The sequence below is a fragment of the Mesorhizobium sp. M6A.T.Ce.TU.002.03.1.1 genome, from assembly GCF_003997275.1.
Lineage (GTDB): Bacteria > Pseudomonadota > Alphaproteobacteria > Rhizobiales > Rhizobiaceae > Mesorhizobium > Mesorhizobium mediterraneum.
On the sequence record NZ_RZTI01000349.1, the window covers coordinates 1 to 391 of the forward strand.

A 391-nucleotide genomic window follows, 5' to 3' on the forward strand; every position below is an offset into this window, starting at 1 on the left:
CCGGCAATGATCTTTCACGAGAAAAGAAAATGAAGAAAGTGATGGTTCTGACGACCGCAACTATCTTGGTGGCTGCTGCAACTTTTGTTTATTGCAGCCCTCTTCTCGTCAAGCTTGAGACGGACGGATTTGTGGGCGGAACGCTGGAAATTGCAGGCACCAAACTGGATGAAGCGGCAGGATCTGGAACGACGTACCACCTCGTTTTCGTGAATGAGGAATCCAGCGCGAGCGTTTCTTGCAGCAAAGATGGGAAAGTTACAAGCCGGGATGGATATCTATCTCCATGGCTTGGGTGGTACGTAAGTTTCCATCTTTCGAATTGCTCGATTAGTGGATTTCGTCCGGTATTTTAAGGGTTGGAATCACGAATGACAGTGAGATGCCGGAG

At 48.6% G+C, this 391-nt stretch carries 1 protein-coding gene; it reads left to right on the forward strand.

The features are described from left to right. The coding region (locus EOC93_RS33900; protein WP_206532317.1) for a hypothetical protein at positions 1–356 on the forward strand (356 nt) is incomplete at its 5' end. Positions 357–391: the final 35 nt, after the last annotated feature.